The 18,986-nt window shown below is 36.6% G+C and carries 18 protein-coding genes; 1 reads left to right on the top strand and 17 read right to left on the bottom strand.

All coding sequences use genetic code 11. The features are described 5' to 3' along the window. Positions 1-484: 484 nt before the first annotated feature. From MWH28_RS02995 to MWH28_RS03040, 10 genes are all read right to left on the bottom strand, one after another. Complete coding sequence (locus MWH28_RS02995) at positions 485-1,057, bottom strand: TetR/AcrR family transcriptional regulator (protein WP_248617795.1); 573 nt, start codon at positions 1,055-1,057, stop codon at positions 485-487. A gap of 206 nt (positions 1,058-1,263) precedes the next feature. Next, positions 1,264-2,598, bottom strand: coding sequence for a GntP family permease (locus tag MWH28_RS03000; protein WP_248617796.1), 1,335 nt, complete (start codon positions 2,596-2,598; stop codon positions 1,264-1,266). Between the two features lies 1 nt (position 2,599). Next, positions 2,600-3,748, bottom strand: a complete 1,149-nt coding sequence (locus tag MWH28_RS03005) for a glycerate kinase (RefSeq protein ID WP_248617901.1) — start codon at positions 3,746-3,748, stop codon at positions 2,600-2,602. A 140-nt stretch (positions 3,749-3,888) separates the two neighbouring features. Beyond that, positions 3,889-5,079 carry a CdaR family transcriptional regulator gene (locus MWH28_RS03010; RefSeq protein ID WP_248617797.1) on the bottom strand — a complete coding sequence of 397 codons (1,191 nt, stop codon included), beginning with the start codon at positions 5,077-5,079 and terminating at the stop codon, positions 3,889-3,891. Between the two features lie 111 nt (positions 5,080-5,190). Continuing rightward, positions 5,191-5,460 (bottom strand): hypothetical protein, encoded by a 270-nt coding sequence (locus tag MWH28_RS03015; protein ID WP_248617798.1) that lies wholly within the window; start codon positions 5,458-5,460, stop codon positions 5,191-5,193. Positions 5,461-5,508: 48 nt separating this feature from the next. Then, positions 5,509-6,054 (bottom strand): transposase, encoded by a 546-nt coding sequence (locus MWH28_RS03020; protein WP_248617799.1) that lies wholly within the window; start codon positions 6,052-6,054, stop codon positions 5,509-5,511. Between the two features lie 505 nt (positions 6,055-6,559). Continuing rightward, the gene (locus MWH28_RS03025; RefSeq protein WP_248617800.1) at positions 6,560-8,284 is read right to left on the bottom strand and encodes an S-layer homology domain-containing protein; all 1,725 of its coding nucleotides are present in this window, start codon (positions 8,282-8,284) and stop codon (positions 6,560-6,562) included. Positions 8,285-9,400: 1,116 nt separating this feature from the next. Then, positions 9,401-10,129 carry a DUF4856 domain-containing protein gene (locus MWH28_RS03030; protein WP_248617801.1) on the bottom strand — a complete coding sequence of 243 codons (729 nt, stop codon included), beginning with the start codon at positions 10,127-10,129 and terminating at the stop codon, positions 9,401-9,403. Positions 10,130-10,323: 194 nt separating this feature from the next. Further along, positions 10,324-11,397: a hypothetical protein gene (locus MWH28_RS03035; protein WP_248617802.1), complete on the bottom strand. Its 1,074-nt coding sequence runs from the start codon at positions 11,395-11,397 to the stop codon at positions 10,324-10,326. Between the two features lie 436 nt (positions 11,398-11,833). After that, the gene (locus MWH28_RS03040; protein ID WP_248617803.1) at positions 11,834-12,298 is read right to left on the bottom strand and encodes a chemotaxis protein CheW; all 465 of its coding nucleotides are present in this window, start codon (positions 12,296-12,298) and stop codon (positions 11,834-11,836) included. A gap of 289 nt (positions 12,299-12,587) precedes the next feature. On the opposite strand from MWH28_RS03040, the gene MWH28_RS13055 reads away from it, so the two are divergent. Further along, positions 12,588-12,719, top strand: a complete 132-nt coding sequence (locus MWH28_RS13055) for an aspartyl-phosphate phosphatase Spo0E family protein (RefSeq protein WP_428323569.1) — start codon at positions 12,588-12,590, stop codon at positions 12,717-12,719. Here MWH28_RS13055 and MWH28_RS03045 read toward each other — a convergent pair. From MWH28_RS03045 to MWH28_RS03075, 7 genes are all read right to left on the bottom strand, one after another. Continuing rightward, complete coding sequence (locus MWH28_RS03045) at positions 12,706-13,089, bottom strand: pre-16S rRNA-processing nuclease YqgF (protein ID WP_248617902.1); 384 nt, start codon at positions 13,087-13,089, stop codon at positions 12,706-12,708. The genes MWH28_RS13055 and MWH28_RS03045 overlap by 14 nt on opposite strands. A 5-nt stretch (positions 13,090-13,094) precedes the next feature. Next, positions 13,095-14,240, bottom strand: coding sequence for a DUF3084 domain-containing protein (locus tag MWH28_RS03050; protein WP_248617804.1), 1,146 nt, complete (start codon positions 14,238-14,240; stop codon positions 13,095-13,097). A 381-nt stretch (positions 14,241-14,621) separates the two neighbouring features. Then, positions 14,622-15,716 (bottom strand): LptF/LptG family permease, encoded by a 1,095-nt coding sequence (locus tag MWH28_RS03055; RefSeq protein WP_248617805.1) that lies wholly within the window; start codon positions 15,714-15,716, stop codon positions 14,622-14,624. Between the two features lie 17 nt (positions 15,717-15,733). Further along, positions 15,734-16,450 carry an LPS export ABC transporter ATP-binding protein gene (gene lptB, locus MWH28_RS03060; protein ID WP_248617806.1) on the bottom strand — a complete coding sequence of 239 codons (717 nt, stop codon included), beginning with the start codon at positions 16,448-16,450 and terminating at the stop codon, positions 15,734-15,736. Further along, a complete protein-coding gene (locus MWH28_RS03065; protein ID WP_248617807.1) occupies positions 16,450-17,082 on the bottom strand; it encodes an LptA/OstA family protein in 633 nt (210 codons plus the stop codon). Before MWH28_RS03065 ends, lptB begins: the two co-directional genes overlap by 1 nt. Beyond that, positions 17,075-17,656 (bottom strand): LPS export ABC transporter periplasmic protein LptC, encoded by a 582-nt coding sequence (gene lptC, locus MWH28_RS03070; RefSeq protein WP_248617808.1) that lies wholly within the window; start codon positions 17,654-17,656, stop codon positions 17,075-17,077. The genes MWH28_RS03065 and lptC overlap by 8 nt, the downstream gene beginning before the upstream one ends. Beyond that, positions 17,656-18,537: a lysophospholipid acyltransferase family protein gene (locus MWH28_RS03075; RefSeq protein WP_248617809.1), complete on the bottom strand. Its 882-nt coding sequence runs from the start codon at positions 18,535-18,537 to the stop codon at positions 17,656-17,658. Before MWH28_RS03075 ends, lptC begins: the two co-directional genes overlap by 1 nt. Positions 18,538-18,986 lie beyond the last annotated feature (449 nt).

Genomic DNA, 18,986 nt, shown 5'->3' on the forward strand with positions numbered 1-18,986 from the left:
AGCTCACCTTAAACTTAGACTCTATGCTAATAATACCGCCTCGCCTCTTTTAATACAATGAAAATTGAAATCAGTTACTAGTAACTAGTGACAAATAACTAGTTTAATAAAGCAGATTAAAAACTAACACCTTCATGTTTTTAAATAAGTTTATGGCTCACGATATCTAAAAAGCTTTATAAAAATTTCAATTATTAATAATTACTAGTTATTATTTCTATCATTAGTATATTTTCACTTTAAAATTAGATGGTTATAATATACTTATCGAAACTTCATAAAAAAGACTTAAACCTCCTCTAACTAAATTTAAACTACTATACTAACTATAACTCCCATTATCAACCATTAACTAGCTTATTTTGTTTCATGCTTTAATTCTCCTGTCTTTATCTTTTTTTGTATATTGGTGCACTGATTTAATTATTCATTATTCAGTATTCAATATTAAATGTACAAAAAGCATCTGCTCAACTGCAGATGCTCACTCCTCTAATACCCCAGCAAAAAAAAGCTCAATAATATCATTCTTCAACTCTTCCATCGGAAACTCCTGATTAAACATCATCCAATGCAAAGCATTGATATTGATCATCCCCATCAGACTGACTGCCGCTGTCTCGACATTAACTTCTTTAAACTTGCCAACTGCAATCCCTTCTTCAATAATCTCTTCCAAGATTACAGTATGATTCTCCCTAATCTGCTGGATATGATCCTCAAACTGATCTTTATGACCCCAGACTTCTCGCATCAAGAACCTACCAAAGTCATAATTTTGATTATAAAACTCCAACTTAGCAATGATCACCGCTTCCAACTTCTCGACTGGATCATCTAAGCCAATTAACTTCTCTTTAATTGCTTTGGTCACCTTATCGATACCAAATTCAATCAACGAAGAGATTAATCCTTCCTTATTATCAAAATAACGATAAATTGTTCCCTTACCTACTCCAGCAGTTGTAGCAACCTCCTGGATTGTGGTAGTGTTGGCCCCTTGTTGTGAAAACTTTTCAATTGCTGCTTCTATTATTCTCTCTTCTTTTGGGTGCATTGGATTCACTCCTTTGTGAACTAGTGATTGGTAATTAGTACTTAGTGATTAGAAAAAATTCTATTACGAATAGTTCAAAGAACTCGGATGATTTATAGCTTGTTATTATTATATAACATTTTTACCTGAATTCCAATATTCTACTAGGGATTAAACTAAATTGTAAAAAAGCACTACCAACCCAAAAGGTTGACAGTGCTTTAACTTTAAATAAACATAACTGATAAGATAAAGACAACAGTTAGAGCTGTTAGTCCTTGAACTAAGGTTCCTATTGAATGTGTTTTATAAGCTGTTGAAGTATCAAGATTAGAGAACTGACTTACCACCCAGAAATAACTATCATTAGCATGTGAAATCGTCATTGCTCCAGCACCGATAGACATTACAACTAAAGCTTTAGCTATTTCAGAATCCAATCCTAACTGCGATAACATCGGGCCAACCAATGAAGCAGTAGCTACCAATGCTACTGTTGAAGAACCTTGTGCCGTCTTCAAAGCAGCTGCAATAATAAAAGGTAAGAAGATTCCTAATTGATATTCAGATAAAGTAGCTCCTAAATAATCTCCAATTGGAGTAGCCTGTAAGATCGAACCAAAAGCTCCACCAGCTCCAGTAATCATAATAATAGAAGCGGCATTCTTTAATCCTTCTCCAACCCAACCATTGATATACTCCTTATCCCAGCTTGGTAGCAATCTAAAGGATAAAAAGATACCTAATATTAAAGCAACAGTTGGATCACCAAAGAAATCAAAGAAGGTCTTAATACTTCCAGTCCCAAATGGATGGCTTGGAAAGTTTGCTATTGAACTTAAAGTAATTAAAATAATTGGAATCACAATTGGAGCAAAAGCACTAAATACTGTAGGTAACTCCTTCTTCTCATCTTCAGCCTTTAATTCAATATCAGCTTCGATATAATAATTAGATGCAAATTTAGTAGCCCACAGATAACCAGCAAAGATCGTTGGAATAGCAGTAACCACACCAAATATAATTACCAGTCCTAAATCAGCATCAACAGTTCCTGCAGCTGCTATAGGACCAGGTGTCGGCGGAATCAAGGTATGAGTCGCATATAGCCCAGCCGATAAGGCAACTGCCATTGTAGCCATAGATATCTTTGCTTTTTTAGCCAATGACTTATTTAAAGAAGATAGGATTACAAATCCACTATCACAAAAAACAGGAATCGAAACTATCGCTCCTGTAATAGACATTGCTAACGCTGATTTTGACTTACCAATCAAACCTAAAACTGTATCAGCCATCGTCAAGGTTCCCTGTGATTTTTCCAAAATAGTTCCGATTATCGTTCCTGCAATAATCACAATTCCAATATAGCTTAAAATCCCCCCAAAACCATCAGTTACAGTCTCAACTACCTTCGTAGCCTCCATGCCTGAAGAAAGTCCTACCCCAAAAGCTGCTAACAACAGGACTAAAAAAGCATGCATCCTCAACTTAGCAGTCATAAAGACAATAAATGCAACTGAAACTGCCAAAATAACAAGCAATAATGGTCCTTCTACCATATTAAATCTCCTCCTTAGATAATTTAAATTTTAAAATTCGTCCTATATTCTCTCCCAACCCCTCTAATAACCTAGCTGCCTCTTTTGATGCTTGATCCAAATCCATTGGTCGATTAACAATAGAAAATAACGTGTCAATCCCATGTTCATAAACCTTTCTTGCCTCAGAACCTAAACTACCTGCCACCCCAATTACAGGACAAGAGTACTCTTTAGCAACTTTTGCTACTCCAATTGGTGTTTTACCACAGATAGTCTGAGCATCTATCTGTCCTTCTCCAGTTATCACTAGATCAACATCTTTGATTATTTCCCTAATCTTACTAGCTTCAATTACAATCTCAATCCCTGGCTTCAATTCAGCTTCTAAAAAAGCCAATAATCCTGCCCCTAATCCTCCAGCAGCACCAGCCCCTGGAATCTGAGCAACTTCTTTACCCAACTCTTCTGCAATCACTGTAGCAAACTCTCTTAAGCCCTCATCTAGCTCTTTGACCACCTCAGCTGAAGCACCTTTTTGGGGCCCATAGATATAAGCTGCTCCATTCTCGCCATACAGGGGATTATCTACATCACAAGCTACTTCAATCTGAGCCTCTTCTAATCTAGGATCTAAGTTGCTCAGATCAATCTCTTCAATTTCTGTTAATGCTCCACCACCATAAGCAACATCATCTCCTGCTACATTCAAAAACTTGGCCCCTAATGCCTGAGCCATCCCTACACCACAGTCATTAGTAGCACTACCACCAATTCCAATAATCAACTTTCGACAGCCTTCCTCTAAAGCCGCTTTAATTAACTCTCCTGTCCCATAAGTAGTCGTCTGTAACGGATCCCGCTTTTCTTCAGGAACCAGCGGCAAACCAGAAGCTGCTGCCATTTCAATTACAGCCGTCCTTTCATCACCCAATACCCCAAAAAATGCTTCTACTTCCTCTCCTAACGGGCCAACAACCTCTCTATATACTATTCTTCCACCTGTAGCATCAACTAAAGACTGAACCGTCCCTTCTCCACCATCAGCCATCGGCAATTTCTCAATTTCAAAATTAGCATCTGCTCTTTTTAAACCTCGTTCCAAACTATCTGCTACCTCAAGAGCAGTTAAACTCCCTTTAAATGAATCAGGTGCCAACAACAGATTAATAATTTTACTCACCTCCACAAAACTGAAGTACTATTTAAAATTTTCTTACTTTTATTTTATATTTTATATTGCACAAATTCAATTCGCATAAAATAAAAATAATCGGCTAAAAAACCATTATTTTTAGGCACTTGCACAAATTAACCCTCTTTTTCAAGTTCATCACATAGTAGGCCTAACTTCAGCTTAATAAGATCTGTAAACTTTTTAGGATCAAGCCCTGTCTGCTCCTTAATCTGATTCAGCCTATATAGAATAGAATTACGGTGTAAAAAGAGCTGATTTGCTGTCTGACTGACATTTAAATCATTAGCAAAATAAACTTGCAAAGTCTCTGCTAGTGGCTCTGCCAAGGGAAGATCACTAGTCAACTTAGATCTTAAATCAATAGATAGACTACTAGCTAAATCTTCAATCAATAGATCATCATAATAATAAACCTCTTCTTTATTATAAAATTTCTTCCCTAACTCTAAAGCAGTTAAGGCCTCCTCAAAGGATTCTCTAACTGAATCCAACCCTTTCTTGTCATCACCAACCCCAATTTTGCACCTAAAATCGGTAGTACTACTTAAATACTCCACCAACCTCTCAGCTTCTTGCTCAGAAAATCTACTTCTTTGACCATCAATCATCTCAATCCTTAAGATCACAAACTGTTCCCCTTCCCAGTGAGCTACTTTAACCTTTTCTGACTGATCATAGAAGGTTTGAACCTTATCTTGTATCTCCTGTTTAATCTTCTGCAATTTAGTATCTATATTCTGTTGTAGATTCTTCAATAAACCTTCCCACAGATTGCTCAACTCTAAAAGCAATATTATATATTCCCCATCTAACCGATAACCCATAGATTCTGCTCTATTCTTCAAAATTTGATCTGTCAAATCGACCTTTTTATCCAACAACTTCTTGATAAATTCTTCTTCAGCTTGTTCTTTAAACTGTAATCTTTTCAGATAAAAATTCTGTTGTAACATCAACTCTGCTGTCATCTTGACTAGACCAGCATATTTTTCAACATCTTGAGGAGCTCCAGTAACTCCTACCACTCCTATAATCTGATCATCAAAATAGATCGGCCAATTAACTCCAGGTTTAACCCCTTTTAACCTTTCTTCATCCTCTTCATAGATTTCAAATACCTCTTGCTTCTCAATTACAAATTTGGCCCCTTCATGAAGTGTTCCTACTCTAGCTGAATTACCACTCCCAATAATAACTCCATCTTGATTCATAATGTTTATATTTTCTCCTACAATCTCTATAGTCTGATCAACAATTGTCTGGGCCAACTTCGCTGTTAGAACTACTGCTTTATCCTGTTCCATCTTACTATTCCCCCTTGTCTAACTTTAGCAGTAATTATATCATACCATTAAATAATCTTCGAAATTAAAAAGCACTGCCAACCCAAAAGGTCAACAGTGCTTTAAAATAATTTAATTCAATTGATAATAAATCTTCAACTGATCATCTTCAATATAGCCAAAGTCAATCACCTTAACTTCCTCTTCCTCCTCAATCTCCTCTGCTAGATTGAGATAGACCAACTTTTCTATCATCTCAGTTAACGTCTCAAATTTCTGTTGGCCGGCTAATTGGATCAGCTCAGACTCAGCTACTTCTAATGTATCAGTCGCTGCTAACGCCAGTGGCATCTGCAACATTAAGAGCATGACTATTAAACATGTTATTGCTAATTTCTTCACTCTCATCGACCTCCTAGTTAGAAATTTCTACATTTCCACAATCATCTCCTACTTTAATTCCCACTTTCTTGGGTTGTTAATAATATATTTTCGCGTTTGATTCAGCTCATCTTCACTTCTAATAACTCGATCATAAAATGAACGTTGCCATAACTTCTTGTTAAACGGTTGCCAATCATCTTCTCGTACTTTACGAATATATTCATTTGTTGTCATTGTTTTAAACCACTGCATTATTTTAGATAAACTAGGTAGAGGTAGACCAGGGTGTCTACCTGCTTTTTCTATACAAATATCATCTTCTTCTGAAATTGAATCAGCACATGAGTTAGTTTTCAGTTGAATAATTCCATGAAAGTGGTTAGGCATTATAATATATTTATCTAACCTTAGATTAAATTTATCTTCTAATTTAATCCACCATTTTTCAATCATTTGCCCTGCTTCATTCAAACTAGATTCATTATTAATTATTTCTCCAAATAAAGATTCTTTATTTTTTGTACATAACGTTACAAAATAATATCCATTTTGAGAGTAATCATATTCCTCTAACCTCAACCTTTTTCTTTGAAATTCATTTGCTTTTTTCATAACCTAACCCCCTAAGCCTTATCTTTCCATTAAGGGCTCAGATTATGCTCTTTAGGCCTTTAGGCTCCTTTATACTGGGGTCGACACATGGGTCGACCCCTACTTTTATATAATCAATATAAATGTCTAACTCTAAATTGAAGCTGATTTGATTTTTGGTGGAAATTTTAATTTGTAAAATAATATACCTTGTAGGGGCGAACCCATGTGTTCGCCCTCTGTGAGTTTTACAAAGAGTCCGAAAGGACTTGTAGGGTTACCCTTGTTTTAGAAGAATGATTACTTAAGGTGACACAGAATTGTAATTAAACTTCATCTTAAAATCCAATAATTATTTATAGCTATGCAACTCTAGAATAAAATTTGAGTCTTTTTACTAGTCACTAATTACTAGTCACTGCCATCTAACTTATCGTTAATATTTCTTCCAGTTTAAAGTTGGATGACTATAGTAAGAAAAAAGCCCTTGGAAAAAATCCAAGGACTTTAATCTATCAAGATTCAATTAAAAGTTAACACTTACTTCACCAGTAATGCTTTGTGCATCAAAGCTATCAGTATCTACAGCACCTGTGAAGTCAATAGTTTCGTAATTGATTGATGCAGTAGCATCATCACTTACTCTATAATCTGCTCCTAATTGAGAAGTTACCTTCTCACCTAATAAACCATCAACTCGAGCTTCTTTGTCAGCCCAAGCATAACTTCCAGTTAAAGTTACTCTATCATTTGCTTCATAAGCTGCATCTACACCAGCTTCAGTGTTTAAGTGTCGTTCATTATCGATATTGTCATAAATACTTGCTAATTCAGCATATGGTGCAATACTAGTATTAGCAAATTCAAACTCCGGTGCATAAGCTACACTCATTACTGTATCAGCTAAGTCTTCAGTATTATCATAGTCATAGATTGCAGCTAAAGAGATATCATTGAAATCTTTGTTAGCTTCAACATATCTTACTTCCTCTTCAGAATCTAATCCATACTCATAGTTACCGAATACATCTACACCATATAGAGTATATGGATTCTCATCAGTAACCTCAGCAGTCAAGATAGTATCTTGACCTTCTACATCATAATCTTCGTAAACAGCTCCTAACTCAAACTTATCTAAGTCAGTAAATAATCCAATGTCATACCCTTGCTCATTTGCTTCAAAGTCATCATCAGCTTGAATTCCTTCAAAGTCATTAGTATACTTATAGTTACCTTCAACTGTGAACATTCCTAAGTCTTGTTCAGCACCTACTCTAGCTAACTTGCTATCTAATTTAGAATCATTAGTAGCAACCTCACCAGTAAAGTCAACACCTACTAAGTTGAATGCAGTATCTAACCCTGCAACTGTAGTTCTTCCTTCTGTATCATCATCTTCAATACCTGCAAATACATTCAATGGTAAATCAAATAAGTTATCTTGTCTTAAAGCAATATCTCTAACATTTCTTGCTTCATCATCTTCTCCTACTTCATCTTGTCCTACTGCAACAGTAGAATCATTTGCTTTAAAGATGATACCGTGAATATTCTCTTCATCGTCATACAAGTAATCCTTCCAGTCTAAATCTTGATCTTCACCAACAGTCGCTACAAAATCTTCAGTTGCAATTTCACCAGAAATGCTGTCTAATTCAAAAGCATTAGTAGCTTCATCTTCAGCTGTAAATTCACCAAAGTAATTTCCAACTACTGCTAAGTCAAGATCAGCAGTCACACCATCCTTCTCAACATTTACATTAAAGTCTGCATACTGCTTGAAGAAATCTTCTGCATCAATATCATCCCAGTCATCTTCATCCTCAAATGGATTTTCAACTGCATCTCCATCAGTCTTAACATTTGTATACTCTACTCCAGTCTCACCAGAGATAGTTACTACTTCTACATCAGTTAATCGGCTATCAATTGCAGCTAACTCTTGGTCAAACTCAGTAGCCAATTGATTGATTGCCTCTACAACTTCTGCTTCTAACTCATTGTTATCAGCTTCAACTTCGTCTAACATTCTAGCTGTCAAAACTGCAACTTGGTATCGAGTTAATTCTTCTTCACCTCGATAAGTTCCATCTTCATATCCTTCAATAATTCCTGTCTCTGCTACTTGATTCAATGCGTCATATGCCCAGTGATGTCCTTCTACGTCTGCGAACGGATTAGCAAGTGCTGGTACAGTTAATGTTACTAGCATTGCTAATGTTAATAATGCTGTTATTGTCTTTTTCATTTCTTAGTTCCCCCTAGATTTTTAAGTTTAATTGATTTGATTTATCTAGGTATTCTAGCTATAACGTACATAATCTAGAGGAGCTTCCAGTTTGAGTTGCCTTGTTTCCTCAATCTTTCCTACTCCCTGTAACTATGCCTTGTCCAGCTAAAATACCTGTTCTAAGTATCTTTTTATCCTGCTTTACGGTCTCTCTGGGGGACACCTCCTTTCTCGACCAGGATCAAAGCTAGGATCAAGATACTTGAACACTATATTAGTGACTGGTGACTAGTGATTAGTGACTAGAAAAATTCCTAATTGAATTTTTCCATCACGAAGAGTTCAAAGAACTCGTAGGACTAATTACCAATCATGAAAAGCTACAATTTATATTAATTTCAGTAACTAACTAATTTAAGTTTGAGGCTAAGTTTTAGTTTAAGCCAACCATCAAAACCATAAAGGTTTAGATCTTACTTAGACTTAAACTCAGACTTAACCTGAAATGAACTCTGTTCATTTCGTTATTTTTCGACAAAATTCGACATTACAGGTAAAAAAATATATGTAGTCTGCTCTTGTCTTATTTTAAGCTCAAGACTGAATTCAAATTTTAGACTCAAACTCAGACTTGAACTCAAAATCAATTTTCTTATGCTCTAATATAAGTATTAAACACATCCTGCTAAAATCCTGTTAGTAGTTATTGGTAACTAGTGATTTGTGATTAGTGACTAGAAAGACCAAAACAAATTCATAATCTTTGTTTTGAAATTTTACGCTTGCTATATTTATTAATTTGACGCTTCCTTCTAAAATCCTCTTGGTAGTTAGTGGTAACTAGTAACTTGTGATTAGTGACTAGAAAAAACAACTCAGAACTTTTGTTTTTGAAGTTTTTGCTCTTGCATTATTATTTATTTGACGTTTCCTTCTAAAATCCTTTTAGTAGATATTTGCAATTTATTATTAAGCGATTGCTCTAGATCAATCATTGATTTTTTTGCTCTTCAGTTATTCAATATTAAATATTAAGTATTCAATGCTTTCCCGCTGTTTCCTTTAAGTAAATAATTCTTGCTTAACCATAAAAAAGAGCTATTAGTCAATTATAATGACTAATAATTCCAACTACTAAAAATCAAGCTCAGCTCCTAGCGAAAATCCATCTACAACAGTTATAAATTCTCTGTTCCTTACTCCACTATCCTCTGTAAAGTAAAGTTCATTCTTAATCAAATAACTGGCCTTGACTCCAAGCCACTCTCGCAGTTGATACTGCAAACCCAGATCAATTGCGACATCAATTAGATTTCCTTCGTACTCCCCTTCCGAAAAATCTGTATATTCTAGTTGGTACTGACCGATAGGTGCATGAGAAAGTCTCAAACTCACCCCAAGCTGTTGAGATAAATCAAGAGCTGCTTTGACACTCAGCGGTAGACTGATAGCTGTCAATTCTGCAAGATCATCGATTATAGCCTCTTGCCTCTTTCGTTCCCGATAATCAAGGCCAGCTCCTAGTGCTAAATCAAGCCGACCTAAACTAAAGGGACGATATATCTCAGCTCCAACTGCTAAATAATCAGAATCACCAGTTCCTTGGGATTGATCGTAATCGCCTACTATTCCCTTACCTTTAAGATAATAACTGCCTAGCCTTGTTTCTGCTAGGAAACGAATTGCTCCTAACTCCTTCTCGCCAGCAATCCAGCTAGCTTGATTGCTTTCTTGACTACGCAATATCTCATCATTTAAGCTAGCATATCCAACACCGAAACGAAATCTATTTTCTGCTGCTTCCCCTGGTAAAGAGAACAATACAATAATCAAAAATACTAAGAAAAAAATATTTTTCTTCATAATCAGCCCCCTGATCTATACTATCTTATGTCTTGACTATTCTTTACCAAGGTAATTAATTCCTTTTAATGCTGGGCAGATTTTTGGTTTTAGCTCTCAGCTCATGCCTCATGACTCACGACACATAGCTGATAAAAGTAAAAAACCTCCAGAGCCGTTGGCCCTGGAGGTTTTTATTTCTAATTAGGTTGTAATTAGAAGTTAGTAGTTAGAGTTGTAGTGATAGTATCTTCATCTACATCATCACCAGCAAGTTCACCATCTCTATTTTCAAACTCAAACTCTAACGTAGTATTTTCAGCTAAGTCATACTCAGCACCTAGAGTTAAGACATCCACTTCATCATCGTCAGCATCATGCATAGCATACTCGAAGCTAGCTACTAAGCTTGGAGCAACATCATACGCAGCATTGAATGCGATAACTGTTTCATCATCATCAAGGAATCCAAAGTCTCCAGCTATAACATCGTCACTATCTAAATCTAAACCACCTTCAAACAAGTCAGCTTCACCTAGATACCCTTCATCCATTTGACCATAGTCAAATCCAACAGTTAAACCTGGAGCCAATACATCAGTCTCTGCTCCTAATTGAAAAGCACTTTCTTCAAAATCAGCAAATGTTACATAGAAGTCAGCCATTTCATGGCTATTATCCACTGCAATACTGAATCCATTTTCATCTAGATCATTAAGATCTACCTCATAAGCATCCTTAATACCTTCAATATCACTTTCTGTAAAGTCTGCTATATCTCCAGCATGTACATTATCAACAAAGTTCAAAGTAGCTGTAGAAGTAACCTCTCCAAATACAAGATCACTTACACTAGCTTCAACAAACTTCTGAGAATCATCATTGTCTAAGTCACTAGCAAAAGAAACAGCAACATTTTCTACTGCATAAGAGAACTCTGCTCCATGTACATCAGTATCATATAGTAAATCTTGTGGTGCAGCTATTGTCCAACCATAACCTGCTTTTAGAGCAGCTCCTGGTAATTCTACTAGATCAACATTGATCCATGCTTCGTCTACCCATGTGTCCTCATTTTCTGCTTCTAATCCTACAAAAGCTGTTACATTATCAGCTGGATTAGCTGTGAAATCTAACTCAATACTAGTTGTATTATTTACCCAACTATCATCATCATTATCCTCATACTCTCTTTCAAACTCAACCTCACCTGCAATGTCTACTGCCATAGCTGGTACAGCCATAGCTAAAACTAACGCTAACGCTAACAAAATTGAAATCTTTTTCATTATAATCCCCCTTAACAATTTTATCTTGGTAAAATTGTATTTAATTTTTTTATAAAATTAAACTGAATAAGCTTATATATCAAGCTTACCGGTTTACGGGGTTTCACCTCCTTTCCACCGCTTGTTAAATATCTCTCAGCTACAATAACTACTTTCTATACAAAACTACAATCTCCTGCTTAAATATGAAACTTTTTTGAAAAAATCTAAATTAAATCTTAATTAACATATTTAAGACATTCATAGAAGATTTAAGTTAGTTAGCAAAAATTATAATCAATAATATGTATTTATTACCATTAGAATTTTGAATGATTACCAGTTTGTAATTTTCCAAAAATATCATATTAATTCAAAATTGTAAATAGAGTATCAAATTTTATTCTATTTAACCTTGACTCTTTATTTTTACTCAAACTTAAACTTAACCTCAAACTTAATCAACTTCTTGGCCCACCTGCTGAATCTCCTCTACTTCCTGCTTGCTCAACAGACCTGCAAAATCCAACAAGATGATCAATCGCTCATCTCGCTTAACAACCCCCTGCAATAAATCAGCCTGAATTCCTTCAATCTGCTTAGGAGGTGGAGCAATCTCATCTCCTTCAACTCGCAAGACTTCGGAAGCATCATCAACAATAAATCCTACCTTTGTCTCAGCCAACTCTGCTACTATAATCCTTGTATCAGAATTAACTTCAGCTTGTAAGCCAAACTTCTTTCTTAAATCAACAATAATTATGATTTCTCCGCGTAGGTTAATAATCCCAGCAATAAAATCTGAACTCTGTGGTACCGGACGAATCTCTTCCGGCCGAATAATTTCATTGACATTGTTGATATCAATCCCAAATTCCTCTTGATTCAACTCAAAAATAATCATCTGTCTTGTCACAGCCATCAAATCCCCCCAAACTTTAAAAGCAGTTAATAGTTAATAACTAATAATGAATAGTTAAGATCAAAAAATCTAAAGTTCATTTAATATTTAAAAAATAGTTAGCTCTTACTTAGACTCAAACTCAAACTTAGACTTAATACCTATTATAACATAATCAACCAGCTTGAACAACTTATGTTAGGGATTAATTTGTTCTTTTTTCTCAATTGTACTAATACAATTGTTTTACAAAAACAGTATTTTGGTGTTATAATATTAATATAGTAGAAAAATATGGAGTGATTAACTCATGAAGGAAAACATTGAAAGGTTGAGGCAAAAATTGAATAGAACATCATCTAGTCAAGAAAGGCTCAAATTAAGCCAGGAATTGGACAAGTTAATCTTAAAATATATGAAGAGTAAAATCACCGACAGCTAAAGTACCTCCGGGCCAAAATAATCGCCACATAATCATCTACCGGCTCAGGAGGGGTCTGTAAGGAGAGAGGAAGGAACTTTCTCCAGCCTGAAGGAGGGTTTTTAGTCCAATATAGATCACGTGCTTCTAAAGTCGAATTTGTCTCATCAACTAGACTGTACTCAATCATTTCAGCAACCTGCTCTTCAATCAACTGACTTGCTGTTCCATTTCCTAGAACAACCTGCTCTATTTGATAACTATCCATTAATTTACTAATCTCTTCAACAACATCTTCTGTAGAGATTACCTTTTGATAGGCAACCGCCAAATCAGAATCAACTACCGCAATTCCACATTTACCACGACCTGGATCAATAGCTAGTATCATCTCAATCACCTTTCAACCTTTAATTCTATATTATCGACCAATTGGTCACTGCGCCAAATATCTTCAGTAGCAGTCAACTTAATTCTTTCTACATCTTCTGTCAATAATTCTTCTAAGACTGGATAAAGATGAATCAGACTAAGACTTCCGATTTCTCCTTTATCATTAGGTAAGACTCCATCACGAACTACTTTTTGATTTAACTCGACTAAGAATTGGTTCAACTCTGCTTCCAAATCAGTCAGATCATCAACTTGGGCCAACTGATAATCAAAGATAAGCTGCTCAGTTTCATAAACTTGATAATCCTGATACAACTCAAATTCCAGTAATAGATCTTCATCCTTGAATGTATTTTGAGCAGCTACCAAACGAACAACATTCCTACCTTCTCGTTCAGTTAACAGCTCGACTACCTCTTCAAAGTCATGCTGCTTATATTTAACATTTTCCAAGTTTGGCCCTTCTTCTAATGATCCCTTAGCAGTTTCAAGAGCAGCAAGTAGGTCTTTTTCAATCTCTGTCTCTTTTAGATCAACCTCAAGTGAGCTATCCAAGATCACTTCACCCTTCTGGTAAGCAATATCTCCAGTTAAAGAATGAAGGTATTTTTGCCCAAAGAGGCTTAGATTATGGGCCAAATTATCGACCTGCTGGGTCAGATCTTCCCGTTGGACAGCAAGCTGATCGACTTTAGTCCCTAGCTCCTCCTTACTTGCTCTAACTTGTTGATACTCTTCTTTAGTTGAACTCAACTGCTCTTCTAACTCCAACTTATCATCCTCTAGAAGAGCTTTATCCTCTTCTAAAGTCAAAAGATCATCGATCTTAACCCCGATTTCAGCTTGCAGTTCGGCTAACTCATCATCCTTAGTAGTCACCTGCTGATCAAGTAGATCGATTCGCTCCACTAGCTGTTGCATATCAAATAAAGCCAACCGTACATTTTCTGAGGCAACCAATAGTAGAACCAAAGAACTGACTGTGATCAGTACTCCAGTCAAAATTGTAATAATGATTGACGTATGCTTAGGTCTTAGACCTAGCAGGGATAATCGCTTCTTACCAACCTTCATCCCAATCTTATCACCAACATAAGCTATCGCCCCACCCATGATTACTAGGACTATGACTAATCTGATTCCATACATATTGGCACCCCCTTAATATCAGTTTACAGTTAACAGTTGACAGTGTACAGTTAAAGACATGAAAACATTAAAGTCAAGAACTTAAAATCAAAATCTATTCAATTATGAGGAATGTCTCGTAATGACACCTAGATTTGTTCATCTTTCAATCTCTTGTGCAATACAATATACTTATAAACATCTTAAAAATATGAAAAATGTTTCGCAGTAATCTTAAGATTTTTTCGTTTAGTTTCTTGACGAATCGAGAACAAATAAGAGTATGAATTAGCTAATTTTCCACTTTAAAATTAGCTTGCTCTTATTTGCTCGCAGGTGAGTCCTAGAAACTCAGAAAAAATCTTTTAAATCAAGAAGCATTTTTCATATTATAACGTAAAATTAATGCTTTTTAGCTAAAAGCCAAATCCCAACTCCCGCGAAAACAATATTCTGCAACCAAGCCCCTAACCACGGAGCAACTGTTCCAGCTTGCCCTAAAGCTGAACCGACCGTCATCAGTACATAATAAATAAAGACGACAATAATACTCAAACCCAATCCGATTGATGAACCAGAACGGTTAGGCTTCAATCCTAGCGGTGCTCCTACAATCGCAAAGATAAAGGAGGCAAAGGGAACTGCATACCGTTGATGATAAGTAATCAACAATTCACTGACATCTCGTCCTTCTTCCTCCATCTGACCGATATGCTCCCGCAGTTCAGCTAGCGTCATCTCATCAGGATCGGTGCCACTTCGTGAGACATCACCAGGATCTCTAGTGATCTTATCTTGCATATTCAACCGCTCAAACTCGGTCTGAGGAACTCGACCATCATCTTCAATCTGATAGATCTTACCATCAATAAACTGCCACTGCTCCTCTAGCCAGACAGCTTTTTTAGCCTGAATAATCGTCACCAACTCTCCATCCTCAAAGTCCTGCCAACTGACCCCTTCTAATGTCTGGGTTGCCCCATCAAACTTATCGGCTACTAAGACAAAATCAAGCCTTCCCGTATCAGAATCAACCGGTGAAATCCGTAAATTCTCTTGAGTCGTTGGCCGCTGCTCTCCTTGTCTAATCTCCCAAACTAAATCTTCATAGACTTGAATACTAAATGGCACTAAAGTATCACTTAACAAGACAGTCAGACCACTGACTAAAAAAGCCACTATTAAGACTGGAATGATCAATTTAGTAAAGCTGATTCCACCTGCCCTTAAAGCTGTAATCTCACTATCACCGGATAGACGACCAAAGGCCAATAAGGTGGCCAATAACATCGACATCGGAAAGGTAAAGATGATAATTTGAGGCAGACTTAAGAAGAATAATTGAATTACAGTCCACAACGAAGCACCATAATCCATCATCAATCCTGCCAACCTTCTCAAGACATCTGACCCGATAAATATACTAGTAAACGCAAATACACCAAAGAGAAAAGGCTGAATCAATTCGCTCAATATATAGCGATAAATAATCTTCATCTAATTGGCACCTCACATTACATTTTGAATTTCTCTCCTAAATAGAATTTCTTAGCTATTTCACTATTGGCTATTTCATCAGAAGTACCTGATAATAGTATCTCACCTTGGTGCATAATATAAGCTCGATCAGTAATAGCTAAAGTTTCCCGAACACTATGATCTGTAATCAAAACACCTAAGCCTCGCTCTTTTAAATGAGAGACAATATCTTGAATATCATTGACAGCTATCGGATCAACCCCCGCAAAAGGCTCGTCTAATAAAATATAATCAGGATCTGCAGCCAAAGAACGGGCTATCTCTACCCGACGCCGTTCTCCTCCTGACAGCATATAACCTTTTTGATCCCTGACATACTCAATATCAAATTCAGCCAATAACTCTTCCATAATCTCTTGATCATCCTCTGGGCGATCGATCATCTCCAAAATAGCCATGATATTCTCTTCAACGGTCAACTTTCTGAAGACAGAAGCCTCCTGAGCCAAGTAACCAATTCCCTTTCTAGCTCGCTGATGCATTGGTAATTTAGTAATATCATTACCATTTAGCTCAATTCTACCAGCATTGGGGCTGACCAATCCAACTACCATATAAAAGGTAGTCGTCTTTCCTGCCCCATTTGGCCCTAAGATTCCTACGATCTCACCTTGCTCAACCTTAAAATTAACTCCATCAACAACATCCTTACCATCATAAGTTTTGACCAAATCAACTGCTCTAATCGGCATTAATTATCACCTCGCTGCCTACTAGGAAGGATCAATCTCGTCTCCCCTTGAGCCTTCATCTTTCTTGTTGTCAGATCAAATACAATCTCTTGGGCATTCATCTTCTGACCACCCCGCTCAGCTTCGACATTGCCAGTTAAAATAACCTGCTCACGCTGTTGATAAAAGTCAAGCCGATCTGCATAAGCCACAAAATCATCCTCTTGATCTTCAAGATAGACCTGATCAGTAGCGGTAAATTGCTCAGCAGCTACATCAAAGTCAAATTGCCCTGCTGTAATCAATAAACCATCAGCTTCAACCCTAGGGTTACCTTCTAATCTCCCTTGTTGGGACTGATTATCATAGATTAAATAATCACCGATCATCCGTTGTTGTTGCTGTTTAAAGACTACGTCTCCTTCAGCCTCTATCTGCTCTAACTCTTGATTGGCCATTAACTTTTGTGTCGTTAAGCTGAGATCACCTTCTCTAAAACTGACATTACCTGTAGCAATTACTTCACCCTCTAAGTCATCAATAATTAATTCATCAGCTTTCAATTCAACTTCTTGGTATTCCCCTGCTACTACTGCTGTCACCATTAAACAGAGTAAGACTGTAACGATAACTCCCATTAAATATTTATTCATTCTGCTCACCTACTTTTTGTTGAGTAATTGCCTCTACTTCACCACTGAGCCTTAATCTTCTCAGATCTATCTGACTAACAAACTGTTCTCCAGTAATCTCCATCCCTGATTGCTTAAGTAATACATTACCTTGACCAATCAATTCATTCCGCACTTGATTCCAATTTAAGCTATCAGCTTGGAGTAATTTATCCTCACTCTCAATCGTAATTGGACCAGTAAAGGAGAGATGGCCTGTTCTGGGATCAAAATCTCCTCTAGCCGCCCTTAGACTTGTCTGTTCTACCCCATCTTCTGAAATTGTAGCCTCAACTTCTTCTAAGACTACCTGCTCTGGCTCTGTAAATTGTTGAATTGATTTAGCTCCTAGCTCCCATTTAGTAGTTTCATCTTCACTATATAGAGTAATAGCAGCATCCTCTAACTCTACTTCTGCCATCCGCTCTTCCGTTGCTTCATCTCGGGCAGGTTCTGGTGTGATTCTGGTCTCTTCTTCAGTTGAGTTGTCATTTAATAAGACTACTGCTCCAATTGCTACCACAATTACTACTAGCAGAATCTTTTTCTTATTCATTAATCAGCCTCCTCAGGCCTAGTCTTCCATCTTCGATGTAACCATAACCACTGCTTAGGATACTCTCTAATCTTTTCTTCTAAAGAAGAAGTTAACTGTTGTAATTTATTCTGTTGTTCCTGGGCAGTTGCATCTTTAGCAATCTTGAGTGGTGGCTCAATCAACAATCGATACTGGTCTAACTCTTCTCGCACCAGATAAACAGGCAGAATTAAAGCCCCAGTCTTTTGGGCCAACACCACTGGCCCCTTAGGCGTCGATGCCAAGCGGCCAAAGAAGTCAACAAACTCTCCCTTGCTATGTGCATCCTGATCACCAAGGATCAACAGACACTCCTTCTTCAATAAAGAACGAAAGGCCTTTTTGACCCCCCGACCCTTCTTATCATAGACGTTGGCCCCGCGTTCTTCTCTAATTTGTAGTATCTCTTTGTTGATCTTAGGATTTTGATACATCCGGGCAATCGCATTCATAGGATAACCCAATGCAGTCAAATAAATCCCTAATAACTCCCAATTACCAAAATGACCTGTAAATAAGATGACCCCTTGCTCCTGTTGATAGGCTTCTTCAAGATGCTCCATCCCTTCGACCTCAATCTTTCCTTCAAAATCAGCCTCACTCCACTTCTCTAAACCTAAAATCTCAACAAACTTGACGGTCAGATCTTGAAAGACCCCTTTAGTCAATTCGTTTGCTTCCTCTGTAGAACAATCAAAAGCCAATTTAATATTCTTAACTGCTAACTCCCTACGACGTTTAGCCAGATAAAAAGCTAGACTACCTAACAACTTAGCTAACCAACAGCTAACCCGCTTAGGTAGGAACTTAACAACTGCTTTAAATATTTTAAATGATAAATAACCGATCCAATCTCCCACCAGATACACCCCTATCTAAAATCAGTGTACAGTTTACGGTTAACAGTTTACAGTTAAAACCTCTAAAGCAATTGATAATTGATAGTTTAAAATTGATAGTTATCTAAACAACTTCAGTAATTAACTTCTTAAAACCCTAAAGATCAAAAAATTTAAAGTTTTTGATCTAGTGTCAACTGGTTCCATATTACTCTTTTAAGGTATAAATTGACTTTTAGTTGCTCTTAATTATCAATTATTTTTAACTGTTCTTTTTCTTGATTTTCAACTGTACATTATACCATCCAGTCCAAAACTGGCTGTGAAAACCATAAAAACCATATTCACTGTGAATTGTAAATTGTTTTTTACTCCCTCCGGGTTCTTCGAACCCTTCGTGATGAAAAAATCAGCTCTTAGATTTTTTCTATCTACTATCAATTGTCAATTATCAACTCTCAACTGTTTTT

It is taken from the genome of Natroniella sulfidigena (assembly GCF_023223645.1).
Classification (GTDB): domain Bacteria; phylum Bacillota; class Halanaerobiia; order Halobacteroidales; family Halobacteroidaceae; genus Natroniella; species Natroniella sulfidigena.

Coding starts and splice junctions, on each gene's coding strand:
- MWH28_RS02995 (WP_248617795.1), bottom strand. CDS start 1,057: ATGCACCCAAAAGAAGAGAGAATAATAGAAGCAGCAATTGAAAAGTTT.
- MWH28_RS03000 (WP_248617796.1), bottom strand. CDS start 2,598: ATGGTAGAAGGACCATTATTGCTTGTTATTTTGGCAGTTTCAGTTGCA.
- MWH28_RS03010 (WP_248617797.1), bottom strand. CDS start 5,079: ATGGAACAGGATAAAGCAGTAGTTCTAACAGCGAAGTTGGCCCAGACA.
- MWH28_RS03020 (WP_248617799.1), bottom strand. CDS start 6,054: ATGAAAAAAGCAAATGAATTTCAAAGAAAAAGGTTGAGGTTAGAGGAA.
- MWH28_RS03025 (WP_248617800.1), bottom strand. CDS start 8,284: ATGAAAAAGACAATAACAGCATTATTAACATTAGCAATGCTAGTAACA.
- MWH28_RS03030 (WP_248617801.1), bottom strand. CDS start 10,129: ATGAAGAAAAATATTTTTTTCTTAGTATTTTTGATTATTGTATTGTTC.
- MWH28_RS03035 (WP_248617802.1), bottom strand. CDS start 11,397: ATGAAAAAGATTTCAATTTTGTTAGCGTTAGCGTTAGTTTTAGCTATG.
- MWH28_RS03040 (WP_248617803.1), bottom strand. CDS start 12,298: ATGGCTGTGACAAGACAGATGATTATTTTTGAGTTGAATCAAGAGGAA.
- MWH28_RS13055 (WP_428323569.1), top strand. CDS start 12,588: ATGAAGGAAAACATTGAAAGGTTGAGGCAAAAATTGAATAGAACATCA.
- MWH28_RS03045 (WP_248617902.1), bottom strand. CDS start 13,089: ATGATACTAGCTATTGATCCAGGTCGTGGTAAATGTGGAATTGCGGTA.
- MWH28_RS03050 (WP_248617804.1), bottom strand. CDS start 14,240: ATGTATGGAATCAGATTAGTCATAGTCCTAGTAATCATGGGTGGGGCG.
- MWH28_RS03055 (WP_248617805.1), bottom strand. CDS start 15,716: ATGAAGATTATTTATCGCTATATATTGAGCGAATTGATTCAGCCTTTT.
- lptB (WP_248617806.1), bottom strand. CDS start 16,450: ATGCCGATTAGAGCAGTTGATTTGGTCAAAACTTATGATGGTAAGGAT.
- MWH28_RS03065 (WP_248617807.1), bottom strand. CDS start 17,082: ATGAATAAATATTTAATGGGAGTTATCGTTACAGTCTTACTCTGTTTA.
- lptC (WP_248617808.1), bottom strand. CDS start 17,656: ATGAATAAGAAAAAGATTCTGCTAGTAGTAATTGTGGTAGCAATTGGA.